This window comes from Parabacteroides sp. (assembly GCF_977054455.1).
Genome location: NZ_CDRTCT010000009.1, coordinates 1 through 19,134 on the forward strand (window position 1 = coordinate 1; position 19,134 = coordinate 19,134).

At 43.4% G+C, this 19,134-nt stretch carries 33 protein-coding genes; all 33 read right to left on the minus strand.

Annotated features, from left to right (window positions below; translation table 11 throughout):
- Positions 1-71: 71 nt before the first annotated feature.
- A complete protein-coding gene (gene rpsD, locus ACW6QF_RS05775; protein WP_008149909.1) occupies positions 72-677 on the minus strand; it encodes a 30S ribosomal protein S4 in 606 nt (201 codons plus the stop codon).
- 123 nt (positions 678-800) lie between these two features.
- Complete coding sequence (gene rpsK / locus ACW6QF_RS05780; RefSeq protein ID WP_005634781.1) at positions 801-1,190, minus strand: 30S ribosomal protein S11; 390 nt, start codon at positions 1,188-1,190, stop codon at positions 801-803.
- 11 nt (positions 1,191-1,201) lie between these two features.
- Positions 1,202-1,582, minus strand: coding sequence for a 30S ribosomal protein S13 (rpsM, locus tag ACW6QF_RS05785; protein WP_005634778.1), 381 nt, complete (start codon positions 1,580-1,582; stop codon positions 1,202-1,204).
- A 35-nt stretch (positions 1,583-1,617) separates the two neighbouring features.
- Positions 1,618-1,734: a type B 50S ribosomal protein L36 gene (ykgO, locus tag ACW6QF_RS05790; protein WP_005645768.1), complete on the minus strand. Its 117-nt coding sequence runs from the start codon at positions 1,732-1,734 to the stop codon at positions 1,618-1,620.
- 15 nt (positions 1,735-1,749) lie between these two features.
- Positions 1,750-1,968, minus strand: a complete 219-nt coding sequence (gene infA, locus ACW6QF_RS05795) for a translation initiation factor IF-1 (RefSeq protein ID WP_005634776.1) — start codon at positions 1,966-1,968, stop codon at positions 1,750-1,752.
- Positions 1,969-1,984: 16 nt separating this feature from the next.
- Positions 1,985-2,770, minus strand: coding sequence for a type I methionyl aminopeptidase (gene map, locus ACW6QF_RS05800; RefSeq protein ID WP_456087136.1), 786 nt, complete (start codon positions 2,768-2,770; stop codon positions 1,985-1,987).
- 5 nt (positions 2,771-2,775) lie between these two features.
- Positions 2,776-4,116, minus strand: a complete 1,341-nt coding sequence (gene secY, locus ACW6QF_RS05805; protein ID WP_298550423.1) for a preprotein translocase subunit SecY — start codon at positions 4,114-4,116, stop codon at positions 2,776-2,778.
- Positions 4,117-4,119: 3 nt separating this feature from the next.
- Positions 4,120-4,566 carry a 50S ribosomal protein L15 gene (gene rplO, locus ACW6QF_RS05810; protein WP_298550421.1) on the minus strand — a complete coding sequence of 149 codons (447 nt, stop codon included), beginning with the start codon at positions 4,564-4,566 and terminating at the stop codon, positions 4,120-4,122.
- A gap of 27 nt (positions 4,567-4,593) precedes the next feature.
- Complete coding sequence (gene rpmD / locus ACW6QF_RS05815; protein ID WP_005651341.1) at positions 4,594-4,770, minus strand: 50S ribosomal protein L30; 177 nt, start codon at positions 4,768-4,770, stop codon at positions 4,594-4,596.
- 19 nt (positions 4,771-4,789) lie between these two features.
- Positions 4,790-5,308, minus strand: coding sequence for a 30S ribosomal protein S5 (gene rpsE / locus ACW6QF_RS05820; RefSeq protein ID WP_115498103.1), 519 nt, complete (start codon positions 5,306-5,308; stop codon positions 4,790-4,792).
- Positions 5,309-5,313: 5 nt separating this feature from the next.
- A complete protein-coding gene (rplR, locus tag ACW6QF_RS05825) occupies positions 5,314-5,658 on the minus strand; it encodes a 50S ribosomal protein L18 (RefSeq protein ID WP_005634763.1) in 345 nt (114 codons plus the stop codon).
- A gap of 21 nt (positions 5,659-5,679) precedes the next feature.
- Positions 5,680-6,231: a 50S ribosomal protein L6 gene (rplF, locus tag ACW6QF_RS05830; RefSeq protein ID WP_008149927.1), complete on the minus strand. Its 552-nt coding sequence runs from the start codon at positions 6,229-6,231 to the stop codon at positions 5,680-5,682.
- 16 nt (positions 6,232-6,247) lie between these two features.
- Complete coding sequence (gene rpsH, locus ACW6QF_RS05835) at positions 6,248-6,643, minus strand: 30S ribosomal protein S8 (RefSeq protein ID WP_005634758.1); 396 nt, start codon at positions 6,641-6,643, stop codon at positions 6,248-6,250.
- 57 nt (positions 6,644-6,700) lie between these two features.
- A complete protein-coding gene (gene rpsN / locus ACW6QF_RS05840; protein ID WP_005634756.1) occupies positions 6,701-6,970 on the minus strand; it encodes a 30S ribosomal protein S14 in 270 nt (89 codons plus the stop codon).
- Between the two features lie 6 nt (positions 6,971-6,976).
- The gene (gene rplE, locus ACW6QF_RS05845; RefSeq protein ID WP_298550416.1) at positions 6,977-7,534 is read right to left on the minus strand and encodes a 50S ribosomal protein L5; all 558 of its coding nucleotides are present in this window, start codon (positions 7,532-7,534) and stop codon (positions 6,977-6,979) included.
- Positions 7,534-7,854 carry a 50S ribosomal protein L24 gene (rplX, locus tag ACW6QF_RS05850; RefSeq protein ID WP_298550414.1) on the minus strand — a complete coding sequence of 107 codons (321 nt, stop codon included), beginning with the start codon at positions 7,852-7,854 and terminating at the stop codon, positions 7,534-7,536. The genes rplE and rplX overlap by 1 nt, the downstream gene beginning before the upstream one ends.
- A gap of 19 nt (positions 7,855-7,873) precedes the next feature.
- Positions 7,874-8,239: a 50S ribosomal protein L14 gene (gene rplN / locus ACW6QF_RS05855; RefSeq protein WP_005634749.1), complete on the minus strand. Its 366-nt coding sequence runs from the start codon at positions 8,237-8,239 to the stop codon at positions 7,874-7,876.
- Between the two features lies 1 nt (position 8,240).
- Complete coding sequence (rpsQ, locus tag ACW6QF_RS05860) at positions 8,241-8,498, minus strand: 30S ribosomal protein S17 (RefSeq protein WP_115497989.1); 258 nt, start codon at positions 8,496-8,498, stop codon at positions 8,241-8,243.
- A gap of 9 nt (positions 8,499-8,507) precedes the next feature.
- Positions 8,508-8,705: a 50S ribosomal protein L29 gene (rpmC, locus tag ACW6QF_RS05865; RefSeq protein ID WP_298550409.1), complete on the minus strand. Its 198-nt coding sequence runs from the start codon at positions 8,703-8,705 to the stop codon at positions 8,508-8,510.
- Between the two features lie 6 nt (positions 8,706-8,711).
- Positions 8,712-9,146, minus strand: coding sequence for a 50S ribosomal protein L16 (rplP, locus tag ACW6QF_RS05870; RefSeq protein WP_005634742.1), 435 nt, complete (start codon positions 9,144-9,146; stop codon positions 8,712-8,714).
- Positions 9,147-9,166: 20 nt separating this feature from the next.
- Positions 9,167-9,901 (minus strand): 30S ribosomal protein S3, encoded by a 735-nt coding sequence (gene rpsC, locus ACW6QF_RS05875; RefSeq protein WP_298550407.1) that lies wholly within the window; start codon positions 9,899-9,901, stop codon positions 9,167-9,169.
- Positions 9,902-9,908: 7 nt separating this feature from the next.
- A complete protein-coding gene (rplV, locus tag ACW6QF_RS05880; RefSeq protein WP_298550405.1) occupies positions 9,909-10,319 on the minus strand; it encodes a 50S ribosomal protein L22 in 411 nt (136 codons plus the stop codon).
- A gap of 49 nt (positions 10,320-10,368) precedes the next feature.
- Positions 10,369-10,638 carry a 30S ribosomal protein S19 gene (rpsS, locus tag ACW6QF_RS05885; RefSeq protein WP_005634738.1) on the minus strand — a complete coding sequence of 90 codons (270 nt, stop codon included), beginning with the start codon at positions 10,636-10,638 and terminating at the stop codon, positions 10,369-10,371.
- 20 nt (positions 10,639-10,658) lie between these two features.
- Positions 10,659-11,483: a 50S ribosomal protein L2 gene (gene rplB / locus ACW6QF_RS05890; RefSeq protein ID WP_308572795.1), complete on the minus strand. Its 825-nt coding sequence runs from the start codon at positions 11,481-11,483 to the stop codon at positions 10,659-10,661.
- A gap of 8 nt (positions 11,484-11,491) precedes the next feature.
- The gene (rplW, locus tag ACW6QF_RS05895) at positions 11,492-11,785 is read right to left on the minus strand and encodes a 50S ribosomal protein L23 (RefSeq protein WP_186930212.1); all 294 of its coding nucleotides are present in this window, start codon (positions 11,783-11,785) and stop codon (positions 11,492-11,494) included.
- Between the two features lie 11 nt (positions 11,786-11,796).
- On the minus strand, positions 11,797-12,426 hold the full coding sequence (rplD, locus tag ACW6QF_RS05900) for a 50S ribosomal protein L4 (protein WP_298550400.1): 630 nt from the start codon (positions 12,424-12,426) through the stop codon (positions 11,797-11,799).
- Positions 12,426-13,043: a 50S ribosomal protein L3 gene (gene rplC / locus ACW6QF_RS05905; protein WP_298550397.1), complete on the minus strand. Its 618-nt coding sequence runs from the start codon at positions 13,041-13,043 to the stop codon at positions 12,426-12,428. Before rplC ends, rplD begins: the two co-directional genes overlap by 1 nt.
- 21 nt (positions 13,044-13,064) lie before the next feature.
- Complete coding sequence (rpsJ, locus tag ACW6QF_RS05910) at positions 13,065-13,370, minus strand: 30S ribosomal protein S10 (RefSeq protein WP_005634728.1); 306 nt, start codon at positions 13,368-13,370, stop codon at positions 13,065-13,067.
- 21 nt (positions 13,371-13,391) lie between these two features.
- Positions 13,392-15,518 carry an elongation factor G gene (gene fusA / locus ACW6QF_RS05915; protein WP_456087194.1) on the minus strand — a complete coding sequence of 709 codons (2,127 nt, stop codon included), beginning with the start codon at positions 15,516-15,518 and terminating at the stop codon, positions 13,392-13,394.
- 19 nt (positions 15,519-15,537) lie between these two features.
- The gene (gene rpsG, locus ACW6QF_RS05920; RefSeq protein WP_008149961.1) at positions 15,538-16,014 is read right to left on the minus strand and encodes a 30S ribosomal protein S7; all 477 of its coding nucleotides are present in this window, start codon (positions 16,012-16,014) and stop codon (positions 15,538-15,540) included.
- Positions 16,015-16,170: 156 nt separating this feature from the next.
- Positions 16,171-16,581 carry a 30S ribosomal protein S12 gene (rpsL, locus tag ACW6QF_RS05925; protein WP_005634721.1) on the minus strand — a complete coding sequence of 137 codons (411 nt, stop codon included), beginning with the start codon at positions 16,579-16,581 and terminating at the stop codon, positions 16,171-16,173.
- Between the two features lie 366 nt (positions 16,582-16,947).
- A complete protein-coding gene (mutL, locus tag ACW6QF_RS05930; RefSeq protein ID WP_456087137.1) occupies positions 16,948-18,813 on the minus strand; it encodes a DNA mismatch repair endonuclease MutL in 1,866 nt (621 codons plus the stop codon).
- On the minus strand, positions 18,813-19,121 hold the full coding sequence (locus ACW6QF_RS05935) for a hypothetical protein (RefSeq protein ID WP_456087138.1): 309 nt from the start codon (positions 19,119-19,121) through the stop codon (positions 18,813-18,815). Before ACW6QF_RS05935 ends, mutL begins: the two co-directional genes overlap by 1 nt.
- Between the last annotated feature and the right edge of the window lie 13 nt (positions 19,122-19,134).

Here is a 19,134-nt window from a genome sequence, read left to right on the forward strand (position 1 = left end):
AAATTGTCCGCTTCCAACATTAATACTTTATCGGGTTTTTGAAATGCTAATATCGCCATGGAAATCAATTATTATTTAGAATACAATTCTACGATCAACTGCTCTTTAATGTTTTCAGGAATGTCAGCTCTTTCCGGCAGATGCAGTAATTTTCCGCTTAAAGAAGACTGATCCCATTCGATCCAAGGATACTTGCTGTGGTTGAATCCTGACAGTGCGTCGGCAATCACTTCAAGAGATTTGGATTTTTCTCTAACACCAATAACCTGACCGGCTTTTACAGAGTAAGAAGGAATGTTCACAACCTTACCGTCTACTGTAATGTGACGATGAGAAACCAACTGACGGGCGGCAGCACGCGTCGGGGCGATACCCAAACGGAATACTACGTTGTCCAGACGGCCTTCCAGTAACTGCAACAGCACTTCACCGGTAATGCCTTTTGAACGTGATGCCTTTTCAAACAGGTTTCTAAACTGTTTTTCCAATACACCGTAAGTGTATTTGGCTTTCTGCTTCTCACGAAGCTGGATTCCGTACTCAGAAGTTTTTCTCTTGCGGGCATTTCCGTGCTGTCCGGGAGGATAGTTCTTTTTTGAAAGAACTTTATCCGGTCCGAATATTGCCTCACCGAATTTACGGGCAATTCTTGTTTTAGGTCCAGTATATCTTGCCATTTTTTTATTGTTTTAATGTTCTGTTCTGAATCTGGAACCGTGCAGCCGCGACTACAGAGAGGATAAGGTCTTTGTGTAATCTATTCACAATTCCGGATTCAATGTTCAAGAAACTATAGTTAATTATACTCTTCTCTTTTTCGGAGGACGACAACCATTGTGAGGAAGCGGCGTAACGTCAACGATTTCCGTTACTTCAATGCCTGCACCGTGGATAGTTCTGATAGCAGACTCACGTCCGTTACCCGGTCCCTTTACGAATACTTTTACTTTTCTCAAACCAAGATCGTAAGCTACTTTTGCACAATCCTGAGCGGCCATCTGGGCGGCATACGGAGTGTTCTTTTTAGAACTTCTGAATCCCATCTTACCAGCGGAAGACCAACTGATTACCTGACCTTCGCTATTAGCAAGAGATACAATGATGTTGTTAAAAGAAGAATGAATATGAGCTTGACCGTAAGCGTCAACTTTTACGTTTCTCTTCTTTGCTGCGACTGTTTTCTTTGCCATATCAATTCTTATTATTTAGTAGCTTTTTTCTTATTTGCAACAGTTTTCTTCTTACCCTTGCGAGTACGAGCGTTGTTCTTTGTGCTCTGGCCTCTCAAAGGCAAACCAATACGGTGACGAACACCTCTGTAACATCCGATATCCATCAGACGCTTGATGTTCAGCTGAACTTCAGAACGAAGATCACCTTCTACCTTGTACTCAGCGCCAATGACTTCACGTACTTTTGCAGCTTGATCGTCTGTCCAGTCTTTTACTTTGATATCACGATCGATCCCTGCTTTATCTAAAATGGATTTTGAAGCGCTACGACCAATACCGTAAATATAGGTCAAGGCAATTTCTCCTCTTTTATTTTGTGGCAAGTCTACACCAACTATTCTTATAGCCATATTACTTACTTAAATTATTTTGCAAAAATAATAAATTATCCTTGACGTTGTTTATACTTAGGATTTTTCTTGTTAATTACGTATAAGCGTCCCTTTCTTCTAACGATTTTGCATTCGGGAGTACGCTTCTTCAAAGATGCTCTTACTTTCATATCTTGTTGTTTTTTTTATTTATATCTAAAAGCAATTCTACCTTTCGATAGATCATACGGAGACATCTCAACTCTTACTTTATCACCGGGAAGGATCTTGATGTAGTGCATCCGCATCTTCCCTGAGATATGAGCAGTGATTTCATGTCCGTTCTCTAATTCTACACGAAACATTGCGTTCGACAATGCTTCCACTATAACTCCATCTTGTTCAATTGCTGACTGTTTAGCCATATAAAATCAAATCAAATTAAATTGCGTTATTACCTAAAACTTCTTCTAAAAACTCGAATGAAGACAAGATCCGGGGACCTTCGGGACGGATCGCGATACAATGCTCGAAATGAGCCGAACACTTTCTGTCTTTCGTACGGACCGTCCAGCCGTCTTTCTCAAAAGCGACGTTCTTGCTTCCCATATTGATCATCGGCTCTATGCAGATACACATACCGCTGCGCAACAAGGGACCGCAACCGGGACGCCCGTAATTGGGGACTTCCGGCTCTTCGTGCATCTTACGTCCGATACCGTGACCGACCAGCTCCCTGACAACAGAGTAACCTTTCGATTCGCAATACGACTGTACGGCATGACTGATGTCTCCGAGGCGTTTGCCTTCGATGGCATGCTGGATTCCCAGGTAAAGCGATTCTTTTGTCGCCTTCAACAAGGCTTTCACTTTGGGATCGACTTCGCCCACACAAAAAGTATAAGCCGAATCGCCGACAAAACCATTCAACACCGTACCGCAGTCGACAGATATGATATCTCCCTCTTTCAGTATTGTCTTCGAAGAAGGAATACCATGTACAACCTGTTCATTCACGGAAGCACATATGGAATTAGGAAAACCTCCGTATCCCAAAAACGCCGGAACCGCACCATTATCTCTAATGAATTCCTCGGCAATCTTGTCGAGTTGAAGCGTATTGACACCGGGGGCGATATGTTTGGCCAATTCGCCAAGCGTCTTGCCCACCAGTTGATTCGCCGCACGCATCAACTCAATTTCTTCATCTGTTTTTAAATAGATCATTCTAATTAATAAGCGCCAGCTGCGCCTGCACGACCTTTAATTCTTCCTGACTTCAACAAACCGTCATAATGACGCATCAGCAAATGACTTTCTACTTGCTGCAGTGTATCCAACACCACACCAACCAGGATCAACAAAGATGTTCCGCCAAAGAACTGGGAGAACGCCATACTTACACCGGCGATCCGGGCAAAAGCAGGCATGATAGCCACTAATGCGAGGAAGAATGCTCCCGGCAAAGTAATACGGTCCATGATGGTATCCAAATAATCCTTGGTACTCTTTCCCGGCTTAACACCCGGAATGAACCCGTTGTTTCTCTTCAGATCATCCGACATCTGAGTGGGATTGATCGTGATAGCTGTATAGAAATATGTAAACAAGATAATCAGTACAGCAAATACGAAGTTGTACCAAAATCCGGTATTGTCCATAAACGCAGCTACGAAACCAGACTGTTCGCCTGTGCTTGAGAAACCAACAATTGAAATGGGAATAAACATGATTGCCTGGGCAAAGATGATGGGCATCACGTTCGCAGCATTCACCTTAAGAGGGATGTACTGGCGGGCACCACCATATTGTTTGTTTCCAATGATCCGTTTTGCATACTGTACGGGCACCTTGCGAGTACCTTGTACCAACAGGATAGCACCTGCGATAACCAGCAAAAGGAACAACATTTCAAACAAGAACATAACCAGACCACCGGTTTTCTCACTTGTTCTTGAAATAAATTCTTCGAACAAAGAGTGCGGCAGACGGGCTATAATACCAACTAAAATGATAAATGAAATACCATTTCCAACACCTTTATCTGTAATTCTTTCACCAAGCCATAAGATAAACATACTTCCAGCAGCTAAAATAACTGTAGAAGAAATAGTGAACCATATGCCTGCAGGCAGAGCTGCTCCGGCGGCTTTCAGCTGTACACTTAAGTTAACAAGATACGTCGGACCCTGGAACAGAAGGATCATGACTGTCAGATAACGGGTCCACTGGTTGATCTTACGACGACCACTCTCACCTTCTCTCTGCAATTTCTGGAAAGAAGGAACTGCAATTGCCATCAACTGCATTACAATGGAAGCGGAGATATACGGCATAATCCCTAATGCAAAAATAGAAGCATTAGAGAAAGCACCACCAGAGAACATATCCAACAACGCCAGCAATCCGCCTCTTGTCTGTTCCTGCAAAGCGGTCAACGCTTTAGGATCAATACCCGGAAGAACGACATACGTACCGAAACGGTATATAGCCACCAATAAAAGAGTGGTGAGGATCCGATTTCTCAGATCCTCAATCTTCCAGATATTCTTTATTGTTTCAACTGCTCTCATAACTTAGAGTTTAACAACAGTTCCACCTACTGCCTGGATAGCAGCTTCAGCACTCTTAGAGAAAGCGTGAGCTTCCACCTCAAGTTTAGCTGTCAAGTTGCCTTTAGCAAGAATCTTAACCAACTGGGAAGAGGAAATGAAACCAGCTTCGATCAGTTCGTTGATGCCAATCTTTGTGATCTGCAAAGCATCAGCCATTCCTTGTAATGTAGAAAGATTGATAGCTTTATATTCAACGCGGTTAATATTCTTGAAACCAAATTTAGGTAAGCGTCTCTGTATAGGCATCTGACCACCTTCGAAACCGATTTTCTGCTTGTAACCGGATCTTGATTTCGCACCTTTATGACCTCTTGTTGAAGTTCCTCCTAATCCTGAACCCGGACCACGGCCGATTCTTTTTCTGGTCTTGGTAGATCCTTCAGCAGGTTTTAAATTTGATAAATTCATATCGTATAATTTATTTTTCAACCGTTATTACTTTACTACTGAAACCAAATGTTTCACTTTCTCAACCATACCCAGAATAGCCGGAGTAGCTTCATGTTCTACTACCTGGTTCATTTTCTTCAGACCCAGTGCATCAAGAGTTCTCTTTTGGTCTTTCGGGCATTTAATTCTACTTTTTGTCTGCTTAACTTTGATAGTTGCCATAACTTATTATCCTCCCTAATTAACCTCTGAATACTTTTTCTACTGCAACACCTCTGTTCTGAGCAACCATCAACGGGCTTCTTAACTCACTCAAAGCGGCAATAGTTGCCTTTACCAAGTTGTGAGGGTTAGAAGAACCTTTTGACTTAGCCAAAACGTCTGTGATACCTACACTTTCCAATACGGCACGCATAGCACCACCGGCTTTGACACCGGTACCGTGAGAAGCCGGCTTGATCAGCACCTGAGCGCCACCGAACTTAGCCAACTGTTCGTGAGGAATGGTTCCTTTGTGAACAGGGACTTTGATCAGGTTTTTCTTTGCAGCTTCAACACCTTTTGCGATAGCTGTCGTTACTTCACCGGCTTTACCCAAGCCCCAGCCAACGATGCCGTCTTCGTTTCCTACTACGACAATAGCAGCAAAACTGAATGTACGTCCACCCTTGGTTACTTTAGTTACGCGGTTGATTGCAACCAAACGGTCCTTCAACTCTATGTCGTTGGTCGACTTAACTCTATTATTAACTCCTGCCATCTTCATTAAAATTTAAGGCCGCCGTTACGTGCAGCATCAGCTAATTCTTTAATTCTCCCGTGATACAGGTAACCGTTACGGTCGAAAACTACAGCCTGTACACCAGCTTCCTGGGCAACTTTGGCGATCTGTTCTCCAACCTTGGCAGCAATCTCCTTCTTCGGAGCCTTAACATCCATCTTCAAGGAGGATGCGGCAGCCAGAGTCTTACCTGTAGTATCATCTATAACCTGTGCATAGATTTGCTTATTGCTTCTAAACACAGTCAGGCGCGGACGTTCAGGAGTTCCTGAGATCTTACCGCGTACACCTGCTTTTATCTTTAATCTTCTTTCTTCCTTCGTTGTCATGATAATTTCAGTTTACGTAGATTACTTACCTGCTGATTTACCAGACTTTCTGCGAATTTCTTCACCCACGAACTTGATACCCTTACCTTTATACGGTTCCGGCATTCTGAATGAACGAATCTTAGCACAAATCTGTCCCAGTAATTGTTTATCAGCCGATTCAAGGATAATAAGAGGATTTTTATTTCTCTCTGCCTTTGTTTCAACTTTCACTTCTTTAGGCAACTGCATGTAGATGTTGTGAGTATAACCTAAAGAAAGATCTAACAGCTGACCTGTATTTGTCACACGGTAACCGACACCGACAAGTTCCAGTTCTTTTTTGTATCCTTCTGAACAACCGATCACCATGTTGTTGATCAGCGAACGATACAAACCGTGCAGCGCACGATGGTTCTTTTCGTCTGTCGGACGTGTCAGATGAATGATTCCATCTTCCAAAGTCACATTAATATCAGGATTCACAGCCTGAGTCATTTCGCCTTTGGGACCTTTTACAGTCACTACATTATCCTTAATGGTAACCGTAACACCGGCCGGTACATGAATTGGTAATTTTCCTATTCTTGACATTCTTCTTTCCTCCTAATTAATAAACATAACATAATACTTCACCACCGATCTTCAGATCACGGGCTTCTTTGTCTGTCATCACACCTTTGGAAGTAGAAAGAACGGCAATGCCTAAACCATTCAATACTCTCGGCATTTCCTTGTAACCAGTGTACTTACGCAAACCAGGGGTAGAAACTCTCTCAAGTTTCTTGATTGCATTTACTTTGTTTACCAAGTCATACTTCAAGGCAATCTTAATTGTACCCTGAGGACCATCTTCTACAAACTTAAAATTAAGAATGTAACCCTTGTCGAAAAGGATCTTAGTGATCTCTTTCTTTAAATTTGACGCCGGCACTTCAACAACTCTGTGCTTCGCTTTGATCGCGTTACGCAATCTTGTCAAATAATCTGCAATAGGATCTGTCATATATAAATGAATTAAATTGATCCGGCCACCCGGACAATATTTAAATTAAAAAAACTCTTACCAACTTGCTTTCTTTACACCCGGGATTAAACCATGAGATGCCATTTCACGCAGTTGAATACGAGAAATACCGAACTGGCGTACATAGCCTTTCGGACGACCTGTAATTTTGCAACGATTGTGCAAACGTACAGGAGAAGCATTTTTAGGTAAAGCCTGTAAAGCTTCATAGTCACCTGCTGCTTTCAATTCTGCTCTTTTAGCAGCATATTTAGCTACGAGCTTTGCTCTTTTCACCTCACGGGCTTTCATTGATTCCTTTGCCATAACTACTTAGTCTTTTTTTGCATTTTTAAAAGGCAACCCAAATTCTCTCAAGAGAGCATACCCTTCTTCGTCTGTTTTCGCAGAGGTCACAAAGGTAATATTCATTCCCAATATTTTGGTAATATTATCGATATTTATTTCAGGGAAAATGATTTGTTCCTGAATTCCGAGGGTATAATTGCCTCTTCCGTCCAGTTTGCTTTCGATTCCCTTGAAGTCACGAATACGAGGAAGAGCAACGCGAACGAGTCTTTCCAGGAATTCGTACATCTGTTCACGACGTAATGTCACCATTACACCGATCGGCATTTTCTTACGCAACTTGAAGTTTGAGATATCCTTCTTTGAAACTGTCGCAACAGCCTTCTGGCCAGTGATTGCAGACAATTCGCTGATAGCGATATCGATAATCTTCTTATCAGCAGCAGCCATACCCAAACCTTGATTGATAACAATCTTCTTCAGTACGGGAACCTGCATTACGGTTGTATAACCGAACTCTTTCGTCAAAGCAGGAACAATTCTGTCCTGATATTCTTTCTTAAGACTGGCAGTATTGCTCATTACTTAATTTCCTCCCCTGATTTTTTAGAATAACGCACTAAAGCACCTTTTTCGTCTAACTTACGACCGATACGTGTCGGCTTACCGGATTTCGGGTCAACAACGTTCAGGTTAGAAATATGAACAGGAGCTTCTTTCTTTTCAATACCTCCTTGAGGATTCTTTGCATTAGGCTTAGTATGCTTCGATACCATATTAATACCTTCTACAATGGCACGGTTGTCTTTTACGAGTACTTCCAAAACACGACCTGTCTTACCTTTGTCTTCGCCGGCATTAACAAAAACTATATCGCCTTTTTTGATATGTAATTTGCTCATTACTTTAAGTTTTACAAAATTAAAGCACTTCTGGTGCAAGTGAAACAATTTTCATGTTTGTTGCACGAAGTTCTCTGGCAACCGGACCAAAGATACGGCTTCCACGAATATCACCACCGGCATTCAACAACACGCAAGCGTTATCATCGAAACGGATGTATGAACCATCCGGGCGGCGAATCTCTTTTTTAGTGCGAACAATGATAGCCTTAGAAACAGCACCCTTCTTCACATCACTCGACGGGATTACACTCTTGATTGCTACTACGATTACATCCCCGACAGTGGCGTAACGTTTTCTTGTACCGCCCAAAACGCGAATACACAACGCTTCTTTTGCACCACTGTTATCTGCTACTACTAGTCTTGATTCTTGTTGTATCATGTTACTTAGCCCTTTCGATTATTTGAACTAATCTCCATCTTTTTGTTTTGCTCAAAGGACGAGTTTCCATAATCTTTACAGTATCGCCGATACCGCATTCATTCTTTTCGTCATGAGCATGATATTTCTTCGTCTTACTAACGAACTTTCCATAAATGGGGTGTTTTTCCTTCCATTTAATAGCAACTGTGATGCTCTTGTCCATCTTGTTGCTGGTAACCACGCCCGTTCTTTCTTTTCTTAAATTTCTAGTTTCCATCAGGCTCAATTATTTGTTGTTAAGTTCTCTCTGGCGCAATTCTGTTCTCATGCGCGCAATCATCCTGCGTTGTTGTTTAATCTGAGCAGGGTTTTCACTCGGAGAAATGCTGTGGTTGATTACTTTCTGATCGTAAGCAGCCACTTCAGCATCAATTCTTTCTATTAACTCCTTCGTGCTTAATTCTCTAATTTCTGCAATCTTCATAACAAATTACGCATTTTGATTAGCCATATCATAATCACGTCTCACAACAAACTTTGTTGTTACCGGAAGCTTTTGTGCTGCTAAGCGCAAAGCTTCTTTAGCAATATCAAAAGGAACCCCTTCGATTTCGAAAATCAAACGACCTGGAGTAACAGGCGCAACAAATCCTTCGGGATTACCTTTACCTTTACCCATACGTACTTCAGCAGGCTTCTTTGTGATGGGTTTGTCCGGGAAAATACGAACCCAAACCTGACCCTGACGTTGCATATAACGAGTTACCGCGATACGAGCAGCTTCGATCTGACGACCGGTAATCCATTTATTTTCTAACGCTTTTATACCAAACGAACCGAATGCCAGCTGGTTGCCACGCTGAGCTTCGCCCTTCATGCGACCTTTCTGCTGTCTTCTGAACTTGGTTTTCTTTGGTTGTAACATCTCTTCTTAAATTCTAACGTTTAACGATTAGCTTTCTTTCTCTTGAAGTTCTTATCTCTGCTGCCGCCGGCATTCTCATTTCTACGACCTGAATCTTTAGTTGCAGCGAATGAAGGAGCAAGATCTCTCTTACCATAAACTTCACCACGGCAGATCCAAACCTTAACACCGATCAAACCAACCTTCGTCAACGCTTCAGCCAAAGCATAATCAATATCTGCTCTGAATGTGTGCAACGGAGTTCTTCCTTCTTTATACATTTCTGAACGAGCCATTTCAGCGCCGTTCAAACGACCAGAGACTTGCACTTTAATACCTTCGGCACCCATTCTCATGGTAGAGGCGATAGCCATCTTGATAGCACGACGGTATGCAATTTTTCCTTCAAGCTGACGAGCAATATTGTTTGCAACGATAACAGCGTCCAATTCAGGTCTTTTTACCTCAAAGATGTTGATCTGAACCTCTTTGTCGGTAATTTTCTTCAACTCTTCTTTCAATTTATCAACTTCCTGACCACCTTTACCGATGATAATACCCGGACGTGATGTGCAAACTGTGATTGTAATCAACTTCAGCGTACGTTCGATAACGACGCGAGATACACTAGCCTTAGCAAGACGAGCATTCAGGTATTTACGGATTTTGCTATCTTCCAGCAAAGTGTCTCCGTATTTTTTGCCGCCATACCAGTTGGAATCCCAACCACGGATGATTCCCAAACGATTACTAACCGGATTAACTTTTTGTCCCATCTACAAATTAATTTTGACTATCGTTTTTACTAAGTGTATCAACAAACAGAGTTACATGGTTCGAACGTTTACGAATTCTGTATCCTCTTCCCTGAGGAGCCGGACGCATTCTCTTCAATGTAGTAGCGCAATCTACGCTGATTGAAGATACGCACAACTCTCCAGCTTCTGCTTTACGTTCATTTTTCTGTTCCCAATTGGCAATAGCTGAACGAAGCAATTTTTCTACTCTTGCTGCAGCTTCCTTGTTAGAAAACTTCAAAACACCAAGTGCACGGAATACTTCCATCCCGCGGATCATGTCTACAACGAGACGCATCTTGCGGGGAGAAGTCGGCACGTTCCGCAATTTAGCGAAGTACATGGTCTTCTGAGCTTCTTTTCTTACTTCAGCTGATATTCTTTTTCTAGCACCCATTTTATTGATTCTTTTTATTTTCAGATTCCTGAATTCCTGTTACTACCGATTATTTTTTCTTGTTACCGGCGTGACCACGGAACGTACGAGTAGGAGAAAACTCTCCCAGTTTATGACCTACCATGTTCTCGGTTACAAAAACAGGAATAAATTTATTTCCATTGTGAACTGCAATAGTATGGCCTACAAAGTCAGGCGAAATCATTGAAGCTCTTGCCCATGTCTTAACGACAGCCTTCTTTCCTGACTCATTCATTGCCAAGACTTTCTTTTCAAGCTTTACATTAATATACGGGCCTTTTTTTAGCGAACGACTCATAGTTTACTTAATTAATCAGATTATTTCTTTCTTCTTTCAATAATATATTTTGAAGAATGCTTCTTCGGAGCTCTTGTCTTCAAGCCCTTAGCATATAAGCCATTGCGAGATCTAGGATGACCTCCGGAAGCACGACCTTCACCACCACCCATCGGGTGATCAACCGGGTTCATAACAACACCACGGTTGTGAGGACGACGACCTAACCATCTAGAGCGACCGGCTTTACCTGATTTTTCAAGACCATGGTCTGAATTACCTACACTACCAATTGTAGCCTTACAAGCAGCAAGAATCTTTCTGGTTTCGCCAGAAGGCATCTTAATAATTGCATAATCGCCTTCTTTCGAAGTCAACTGAGCAAAAGCACCGGCTGAACGTACTAACTTAGCACCCTGTCCCGGACGAAGCTCAATGTTGTGAATAATAGTACCAACGGGAATATTTGCCATAGGCAAAGTATTACCTACCTCAGGAGCGGCTTCGCTACCTGAAACCACTGTCTGGCCAACTTCCAATCCGTTCGGAGCGATGATATAGCTCTTTGCTCCGTCTGCGTAATACAACAGTGCGATACGAGATGTACGGTTAGGATCATACTCGATAGACTTGACTGTTGCAGGAATGCCATCTTTGTTTCTCTTGAAATCGATAAATCTGTACTTTTGTTTGTGACCGCCACCAAGATAACGCATTGTCATCTTACCAGTGTTGTTACGACCACCTGTACTCTTCTTACCTACTACAAGAGACTTTTCTGGTGTACTTGCAGTGATTTTATCAAATGCACCAATAACTTTGTGTCTCTGCCCCGGTGTTGTGGGCTTTAATTTACGTATTCCCATTTCTTTTTTTAGATATTACTAAAGAAATCAATTGTTTCTCCTTCTTTCAACGTTACGATAGCCTTCTTAAAAGCTGATTGTTTGCCATTGATAATACCGGATTTGGTATAACGACTTTTCTGCTTTCCAGAGTAGTTGATGGTGTTAACATCAACTACTGTAACATTATACATGTCTTCAATGGCTTTTTTAATCTCTAACTTGTTGGCATCAGGAGAAACACGAAAACCATAGCGATTATCCATTTTTTCTGTAATCGCTGTTTGCTTCTCAGTTACTATAGGTTTAATAATAATTCCCATTTTTCTACTCCTTATGCGTTAAACAGTTTTTCAATAACAGCTACAGAACTCTCAGTCAATACCAAATTAGCAGCGTTTAACACACCGTATGTATTTAGCTCTGAAGCCGTTATGACATTTGCCTTCTCTAAATTTCTGGCCGACAAATATACGAAATTATTTTTCTCTGATAAAACCAAAAGTAACTTTCCGTCAGCCACTTTCAGATTCTTAGCAATCGTTACGAATTCTTTAGTTTTAGGAGCTTCCAAAGTGAAATCTTCTACCACCACGATTGCGTTATTCTTTGCTTTATAAGTCAAGGCAGACTTACGAGCCAAGCTTTTTACCTTCTTGTTCAATTTGAACTCATAATCTCTCGGTTTCGGACCGAATACACGGCCACCACCTACCAATACCGGAGAGTTGATGTCGCCACGACGAGCTCCACCACCACCCTTCTGGCGGATCAATTTACGAGTACTACCAGAAACTTCACTTCTTTCTTTAGATTTGTGAGTTCCCTGACGCTGATTAGCCAAATACTGTTTTACATCCAAGTAAATAGCATGATCATTGGGTTCAATGCCAAAGATAGCATCGTTCAATGTTACCTTTCTTCCGGTATCTTCACCTTTAATATTTAATACGCTCAGTTCCATTACTTTTCAATTAATAAGATTGAACCTTTTGCTCCTGGAACAGATCCTTTAACCAATAAAAGATTGTGTTCCGGCATCACCTTGATCACTTGCAGGTTCTGAACCGTTACACGTTCATTACCCATTTGGCCGGCCATACGCATGCCTTTGAATACCTTTGCAGGGTAAGAACAGGCACCGATACCACCGGGAGCACGCAGACGGTTATGCTGACCGTGAGTAGTCTGACCTACACCACCGAAACCATGACGCTTTACTACACCCTGGAAACCTTTACCTTTTGATGTACCTACTACATCAACGAAACCTGCATCTTCCAAATAATCTACAGTGATTACATCACCGAGCTTATATTCGGTTTCAAAATTCTTGAACTCGGCCAAGTATCTCTTGGGAGTTACACCTGCCTTTTTGAAATGGCCCATTTCCGGCTGTGTCGTGTGTTTCTCTTTTTTATCTTCGAAACCCAACTGTACAGCTTCATAGCCATCATTTTCCAAAGTCTTAATCTGTGTAACTACACAAGGACCCACTTCGATAACAGTGCATGGAAGATTTTTTCCCTCGGCACTGAAAACGGATGTCATTCCGATTTTTTTTCCTAATAATCCTGGCATTTCACTAATTTGTTAATAAACTTACACTTTAATTTCTACTTCAACACCGCTGGGCAACTCCAGCTTCATCAATGCGTCAACCGTTTTTGCAGTCGAGCTGTAGATGTCGATTAATCTCTTATAAGAAGAGAGTTCGAACTGCTCACGAGACTTTTTGTTAACGAAAGTCGAGCGGTTCACAGTAAAGATACGCTTATGCGTAGGCAGAGGTATCGGGCCGCTAACAACTGCACCGGTAGCCTTAACCGTCTTTACGATCTTCTCGGCAGACTTGTCTACCAGAGAATAATCGTAAGACTTTAATTTAATTCTGATCTTTTGGCTCATATCTATATATATGTTTCTAAATTATTTGATCAAATCAGCACGACCCTGTACTTCCGTCAATACCTGCTTAGCGATAGAAGAAGATACCTGAGCATAGTGTGAGAACTGCATTGAAGAAGTTGCACGACCTGAAGTGATAGTACGCAAAGCTGTTACATAACCGAATGTTTCGGCCAGAGGAACTTTAGCTTTTACGATACGAGCACCCGTACGGCTTGTTTCCATGCCTTCAACTTGCCCACGACGTTTGTTCAAGTCGCCGATTACATCACCCATGCTTTCTTCCGGAGTAACAACTTCCATCTGCATGATCGGTTCCATCAAAGCAGGACCTGCCTTTTCGGAAGCGCTCTTGAATGCCTGGATTGCACAAATTTCGAAAGACAACTGGTCAGAGTCGACCGGGTGGAATGAACCATCGATCAATGTTACTTTCAATTTATCCAACGGATAGCCGGCAAGGATACCGTTCTTCATTGCTTTTTCGAAACCTTTCTGAACAGAGGGGATGAATTCCTTCGGAATGTTACCGCCCTTCACTTCATCGATGAACTGCAGAGTACCTTCGAAGCTTTCGTCAGCCGGTTCGATACGAACGATGATATCAGCGAACTTACCACGACCACCGGACTGCTTCTTGTAAACCTCACGAAGTTCAACCGATTTTGTGATAGCTTCCTTGTAAGTAACCTGAGGTTTACCCTGATTACATTCAACCTTGAATTCGCGACGCAGACGGTCAACGATGATATCCAAGTGCAGCTCACCCATACCGCTAATGACAGTCTGGCCTGTTTCTTCGTTAGTCTGTACACGGAACGTCGGGTCTTCTTCAGCCAGTTTAGCCAATCCCATACCCAGCTTATCCAGGTCTTTCTGAGTCTTAGGCTCTACTGCGATACCGATAACCGGATCAGGGAAGTCCATTGATTCCAATGTGATCGGATGGTTTTCGTCACACAATGTATCACCTGTACGGATATCCTTGAAACCAACACCAGCACCAATATCACCACAACCGATAACTTCCATCGGGTTCTGCTTGTTTGAGTGCATCTGGAACAGACGAGAGATACGTTCCTTCTTACCTGAGCGTGTGTTGTAAACATAAGAACCGGCTGTTAAGGAACCGGCATATACGCGGAAGAAGCACAGACGACCTACATACGGGTCTGTTGCGATCTTAAACGCCAATGCAGTCAACGGTTCTTCGAACAACGGCTTACGGACAACAACCTTTTCAGGATCATTAGGATCAGTACCTTCGATAGCAGGATTATCTTCAGGAGAAGGCAGGAATGCACAAACTGCATCCAGCAACGTCTGAACCCCCTTGTTCTTGAAAGAAGAACCACAAGTCATCGGGTTGATCTGCATTGCCAAAGTACCCTTACGGATAGCAGCGTTGATTTCATCTTCTGTGATAGTTGAAGGATCATCGAAGTATTTTTCCATGATAGCATCATCGCATTCAGCCAGAGCTTCCAGCATCTTGTCGCGCCATTCTTCAGCTTCAGCCTGCAAATCAGCCGGAATTTCTTCCACGCTATATTCAGCACCCATTGATTCGTCGTGCCAGAAAATAGCCTTCATCTTAATCAAGTCTACCACACCCTTGAAAGTTTCTTCAGCACCGATAGGGATCTGGATAGGACACGGATGAGCCCCCAGAATTTCCTTCATCTGACGGATAACTTCGTAGTAGTTTGCACCCGAACGGTCCATCTTGTTCACATAACCGATACGAGGCACATTATATTTGTCAGCCTGGCGCCATACGGTTTCAGACTGCGGTTCCACACCACCTACAGCACAGAAAGTAGCAACAGCACCGTCCAGTACGCGAAGAGAACGCTCGACTTCCACTGTAAAGTCCACGTGTCCCGGAGTATCAATCAAGTTGATCTTGTATCTGTTACCCAGATAGTTCCAGAAAGTAGTCGTTGCAGCAGATGTGATTGTAATACCGCGTTCCTGCTCCTGGGCCATCCAGTCCATCGTAGCAGTACCATCATGCGTTTCACCGATCTTATGGGTCAGACCTGTGTAAAACAAGATACGTTCAGAAGTAGTTGTTTTACCAGCATCGATGTGAGCCATGATACCGATGTTTCTTGTAAACATTAATTGTTTATCGTTTGCCATAATTCTTTCTTAGCCTTTATAATTAAAATCTGAAGTGAGCGAATGCACGGTTAGCTTCGGCCATACGGTGCATATCTTCTTTTCTTTTGAATGCTCCACCCTGGTTGTTGAAAGCATCTACAATCTCTGCAGACAGCTTGTCAGCCATAGTCTTACCACCTCTCTTACGTGAGAAGATGATTAGGTTCTTCATTGAAATTGATTCTTTACGATCGGGGCGAATTTCAGTAGGTACCTGGAAAGTAGCGCCACCGACACGGCGGGATTTCACTTCGACTTGAGGAGTAATATTGTCGAGTGCAGCTTTCCAAATTTCGAGAGCGGACTTTTCTTCGTTAGGCAATTTGGCCTTAACTGTTTCCAAAGCGGAATAGAAAATTTCGAAGGCAGTATTTTTCTTGCCATCATACATCAAATGGTTAACGAATCTCGTAACCTTAACATCACCGAAAACAGGATCCGGGAGGATCTGTCTTTTCTTTGGTTTTGCTTTTCTCATTTTGTTTTCAAAAATTTCGTTCTTGTTTCTTGGTTGCCTTTAATACGTCTTCAACGGTTCCGCTGAACCATTTACTCAACCTTATAGCCTATCCAAATAACTCAAACCAGCTTTAATACTTAAATTTAAATTCTCAGTTTGAAGGGATGTAACTAATTACTTCTTCTTTCCTTTAGCTGCAGCAGCTGCCTGTCCCGGTTTCGGACGTTTAGCGCCGTATTTGGAACGTCTCTGAGTACGTCCGTTTACGCCTGCAGTATCCAAGGTTCCACGTACAATGTGATAACGTACACCAGGAAGGTCCTTCACACGACCGCCGCGAACCAATACGATTGAGTGTTCCTGCAGGTTGTGTCCTTCTCCCGGAATGTAAGAGTTTACTTCTTTTCCATTTGTCAAACGAACTCTCGCTACTTTACGCATTGCAGAGTTAGGTTTCTTCGGAGTTGTCGTGTAAACACGTACGCAAACGCCACGTCTCTGCGGACATGAATCCAATGCGGGTGATTTACCCTTTTCCACCAAAGTTTCCCTTCCTTTTCTAACTAATTGCTGAATTGTAGGCATTTCTTTTCTTTTTTAAACTTTGAATGTGTTATTATTATAATTATCTATTTCTTTATTTTGAGCTGCAAAGGTACACATTCTTTTCGGACTATCAACAAGTTGCGCCTTCTTTTTCGTGCACTTCACGCTAAAACGCTGCAAAGGTACGCATTTGTTCCCGTTTCACAAGACGCATCTTTTATCCATTTACAAATAATTAACAGTTATTTTTCCTTACAAGACCGGACAAGCCGGTCGGCCGGCTCCCTTCCTTGAAAAATCGGACAGGCATCGGATAAAGAATCGATGCCTGTCGGATTCGCGTTCGATGCCCATCGGATCGAGAGCGAATGGCTATCCGAAGAAGGTATCGCCCCCTCCAACCGATTATTTGAAACGTTTCTCCAATTCTTCATCCGTCAATTTCGAGATAATGGTCTTTCCATCGGGAGTCAGGTTCGATTCCTGACAGGAAAAAAGAGAAGCGAGCAAGTTATCCATTTCTTCTCCGGAAAGGAGTTTTCCCGGACGGATAGCAGCCGCTTTAGCCAGAGAAAGCGCCAGCGAAGCACAGATTTCCTCCTGCACTTCGCAGCCGGTCTCGATCGCACGGTCCACCATATTGCGGATCAAAGAGACCGGATCAAGATTCTCCACACCGGCAGGAAGACCGTTGATAGCATAGCTGTTGTTCCCCAGGTCCGTCAGATCAAAACCGATAAACCGCATATCTTCGAGCAAGACCGGCAAGGCAACGGCTTCGCCGGCGGTGAACTCGACAATCTCAGGGAAAAGGACTTGCTGGGAAGCCCCTCGCTGTTGCCTGATGTTCGCAATGTACTGGTCGAACAGAATGCGGACATGGGCGCGGTGCTGGTCGATCAAAGCCAAGCCCGACTTCAAAGAAGTTATGATATATTTTCCTTTATATTGGTAACAAGGGTTGGACACATCATTGAACAAACTGCCCGAAGCATCCTCGACAGCCCCTTCGTCCGCCTCGATGGCCGGTTCCGAAATATCAGAAGCCAAGAGTGTTTCGACCAATGCCGGATCCTGCCCTATGGCAGTCCGGTCTTCCTCGAAATCATTATAAAGCTTGGACCAGTCGAACTCCGGTTTCTTATAAGAAGAGGTTTCGAAAGGATTATACCCGGAATCCACCTGCACGCGGGGAGCTTTATAAGGAGCCGCTTCCTTCACCGGATTATACACCGGGATATCGATAGCGCCCTCCACATCGAAATCGATGGTCGGGATCGCACTGGACTTGGCCAACGCTTCACGGGTCGCAGCCATCAGGATTTGCCAGATCGGCTGCTCGTTCTCGAACTTGATCTCCGTCTTGGTCGGATGGATATTGACATCTATCGTCGCCGGGTCGAGCGTGAAATAGATGAAATAGTTCGGTTGCTCGCCTGCCGGGATCAGTTGCTCGTAAGCCTGCATGACCGCTTTGTGAAAATACGGATGCTTCATGAAACGTCCGTTTACAAAGAAATACTGCAAAGCCCCCCTCTTCTTCGCCGAATCGGGCCGCCCCACAAAGCCGGAAATCGTCACCAGCGAACTTTGCGCATCCACTGAAAGAAGTTTCTGGTTCAGCGTTTTTCCATATACATTAATAATACGTTGCCGCAAGCCGGACTCAGGCAGGTTGAATATCTCCGTGTCATTATGGTAAAGAGACAAAGCGACCTGCGGATTGACCAATGCGATCCGTTCGAACTCATTGATGATATTCCGGAACTCCGTCTCATTCGACTTCAGGAACTTCCGACGTGCCGGGACGTTGAAGAAGAGATTCTTGATTGAAAAAATACTTCCTTCGGTACAGGCATCCGGTTCGACGCTCTCCAAATCGGAACCCGAAAAAACAAGATGCGTCCCCAGCTCGGCACCTTTCAGGCGTGTACGAAGTTCCACTTGCGAAACCGCCACTATCGAAGCAAGCGCCTCGCCGCGGAATCCCATCGTATGGAGGGAAAAAAGATCATCGGCAGTAGAAATCTTCGAAGTCGCATGCCGCTCGAAAGCCATCCGGGCATCCGTCTCGGACATACCCTTCCCGTCATCGATCACCTGGACCAATGTACGACCGGCATCCTTTATATTCACCTGAATATGTCCGGCACCGGCATCCACCGCATTTTCCACCAACTCTTTCACGACAGAGGCAGGACGCTGGATAACCTCGCCCGCCGCTATCTGATTGGCGATACTGTCAGGAAGTAAATGAATTATATCGCTCATTACATAAACAAAACCCAAAACAAGGCTGCCAATACGACTGCCGCAAGCAACAATTTCATATTCTTATAAGTACGACTCCGGCGGTCATCACCTTTATCGCGGCTTTTCTTCAAATGCGAAGTACCTTCTATAAAGCTGCCTTTGATCTCTGCTTTATAATCTTCTGCGCTTAACTGGTCGTCCATGCCGATCTCGCGCTTCACCTTACGGATGCGATCTTCCATCGCCTCCTTGTGAGGATCCCAGTAGATCGGCTTGTGATCGAACTGGCGAGGCTTCCGCACATTATAAAATGAGAATAATGCCATAGTCTTTTATTGT